The organism is Desulfurella sp., from assembly GCF_023256235.1.
Taxonomy (GTDB): domain Bacteria; phylum Campylobacterota_A; class Desulfurellia; order Desulfurellales; family Desulfurellaceae; genus Desulfurella.
In genome coordinates, this window is sequence record NZ_JAGDWY010000080.1 from 3,697 (window position 1) to 6,520 (window position 2,824).

Annotated in this window: 4 protein-coding genes; all 4 read left to right on the forward strand. The window is 33.1% G+C overall.

The genetic code is table 11. The annotated features are described in order from the left end of the window. Positions 1–861 (forward strand): cytochrome ubiquinol oxidase subunit I (locus Q0C22_RS08760; RefSeq protein ID WP_291493854.1); only part of this gene is annotated, 861 nt, incomplete at its 5' end. Between the two features lie 11 nt (positions 862–872). After that, a complete protein-coding gene (cydB, locus tag Q0C22_RS08765; RefSeq protein ID WP_291493856.1) occupies positions 873–1,880 on the forward strand; it encodes a cytochrome d ubiquinol oxidase subunit II in 1,008 nt (335 codons plus the stop codon). A gap of 46 nt (positions 1,881–1,926) precedes the next feature. Next, the gene (locus tag Q0C22_RS08770) at positions 1,927–2,478 is read left to right on the forward strand and encodes an HD domain-containing protein (RefSeq protein WP_291493858.1); all 552 of its coding nucleotides are present in this window, start codon (positions 1,927–1,929) and stop codon (positions 2,476–2,478) included. Then, entirely contained in the window at positions 2,471–2,749 is a 279-nt protein-coding gene (locus Q0C22_RS08775; RefSeq protein ID WP_291493860.1) for a DUF2250 domain-containing protein, read from the forward strand. Before Q0C22_RS08770 ends, Q0C22_RS08775 begins: the two co-directional genes overlap by 8 nt. The last annotated feature ends 75 nt before the right edge of the window (positions 2,750–2,824 follow it).

Below are 2,824 nucleotides of genomic sequence, written 5' to 3' on the forward strand. Positions count from 1 at the left end.
CAACAAACACCCGCTGGATATAAGGTGGAGGGTGGCAGGGCTGTCTTGACAAACTTCTGGGAAGCAGTTTTTAACCCAACAATGCCTTCTATGTTTTTACACACAGTAGATGCCTCATATATTACGGGTGCGATATTTATGGCTGGTATTAGTGCGTATTTTCTAATAAAAGGAAAAAACTTAGAACTTGCTAAAAGATCATTGAAATTAGCCGTAATTTTTGGCGTAATAGTATCAATTTTACAGCTTTTCCCGTTTGGCGATGAAAGTGCAAGGGTGGTTGCAAAAACTCAACCAGAAAAGTTAGCATCTTTTGAAGGTTTATTTAAAACACAAAGTAAAGCACCATTGCTCGTTTTTGGCATACCTGATCCTTCACAAAATAAAATGCTTGTCGAAATAGGAATACCAGGCGCTTTAAGTTTTTTAGCTGATCATAATGTCAATGCTGTTGTTAAAGGTATTGATGCATTTCCAAAAGATGACTTACCGCCTATGACTTTAACTTTTTATTCCTTTCACTTAATGGTAGCACTTGGAACACTCTTTATATTAACTTTTTTAGTCGGCGTATTTTTGCTTTACAAGAAAAAATTGTTTACAACAAAACCATACTTATCAGCATTGTGGGCATTTATACCTTTGCCTTACATTGCAAACGAACTTGGCTGGATAACAACAGAAGTAGGCAGGCAACCATGGGCAGTCTATGGTCTGCTTAGAACAAAAGATGCATTTAGCCCACTACCGGCTGGTGATGTAGCGGTTTCTTTAATAGGATTTACATTAGTTTATGCGGTTTTGTTTGGTATATTTTTATATTTAACCATACATACCGTAAAAACTTTTAAAATGGATTAAGGAGGCTTACAATGGATCTTAATATAATATGGTTTTTTCTTGTTGGCATATTAATAATTGGATATGCTATTTTAGATGGTTTTGATTTAGGTGTAGGCTCGGTATATTTATTTGCAAAATTCCAAGAGCGCGATATTGCTCGCAACTCCATAGCACCCGTTTGGGACGGAAACGAAGTATGGCTAATAACAGGTGGGGGTGCTTTATTTGCGGCATTTCCAATGGTTTATGCTACAGCTTTTAGCGGATTCTATCTGGCTTTAATTTTGTTATTGTTTGCTTTGATATTTAGGGCTATCTCTTTAGAGCTTAGAAATCATTTTCAAAAAGAATCCACAAAAACTTTATTTGATTGGATTTTTTCTATATCAAGTATAATTGCTATAGTTCTTTTTGGCGTAGCTGTAGGAAATGTGCTATCTGGTCTTGATTTAAACAAAAATGGCGATTATATAGGTACTTTTTTTGATCTACTTAACCCTTATTCTATTTTAGTCGGCGTTTTAGCTTTTTTTATGCTATCCTATCAAGGAACAGTTTGGTTATTTTTAAAAACTGAAGGTGAATTTCAACAAAAAGTAAAAAATTGGGCAAAGGTTTACTGGAGCGGTTATTTTATTTTATTTTTAATTTGCACGCTATTAACCTATGTATTGCACGCTAATTTGTTTGCCAATTACCTTACTTACCCAATAATGTTTGCTATTCCTATTCTTGCGCTTTTATTTATGCTTGCATCAATCATAAGAATTCAAAGAAACCAGCCTCTATGTGCAATAATAGCAAGCTCATTATCAATTGCGATGGTTATATTAACTGCTTATTTAAGTTTATTTCCCAACCTCATTATTGCAAAGAATCCCGCATACAGTTTGAATATTTATAATGCTGCATCTTCCCAATTAACACTTCAAACCATGTTAATTATAGCATTAATTGGCATGCCTTTAGTATTGATTTATACAATATACTCATATAGAATATTCCACGGCAAAACAAAAATTGAAGAAGGCTACTGATAAGCAAGAGGGTTAAAACCCTCTTGCTATAGCAGGAGGTGCTTTAATGGATAGAAATGAAGCCTATAGTTTGCTGTGTGAGTATACTAAATCTGAATCACTAATAAAACATGCTTTGGCAGTAGAGCAAGCAATGCGTTCTTATGCTCAAAAATTTGGTGAAGATGAAAATAAATGGGCTATAGTTGGTCTTTTACATGATTTTGACTACGAAAAACATCCAACACAAGCAGAACACCCATATGCTGGCGCAGAAATTTTAAAACAAAAAGGTTACCCAGAAGATGTCATAAAAGCTATACTATCTCATGCAACCTACACTGGTGTAGAAAGAGATACATTAATGGCTAAAACATTATTTGCAGTTGACGAACTATGTGGATTTATTTTAGCCTGTGCATATGTAATGCCAGATAAAAAAATTTCAAGTCTTACTGTAAAAAGTGTAAAGAAAAAACTTAAAGATAAAGCATTCGCAAAAGGCGTAAATAGAGATGACATATATACATCTGTAAATGATCTTGGAATAGATTTGGATGAACATATACAATTTTTAATACAATCGCTTAATAACATTGCTGATAAATTAGGTGTGTAACTTAAACAATCTTGATATTGAAGTCTTAAAATACCACAAACAAAAAGGTTGTGACTACTCAAAATCTTTAGCTAGAGCACTTAATATAAAACTTTGTGAAGCTTTTGAAGTGCATAAAAAATTACTTGAACTTGGCTATCTTGAAAAAGTAAACTCAAAATTTACCAAATACAAACTTAACAATAATACAAAAATAATAAAACACAGAAATCACACATATTATCAACTCAGTCAAAAAGGCAAACAGTTTCTAAAAGAATTGACAAGCTAGTATTTGGTTGACAAAAACTATGAAATTTAGTAAAAATAAAGGTTGATATTTGAAGGAGGCAATTTATGTTTGCTG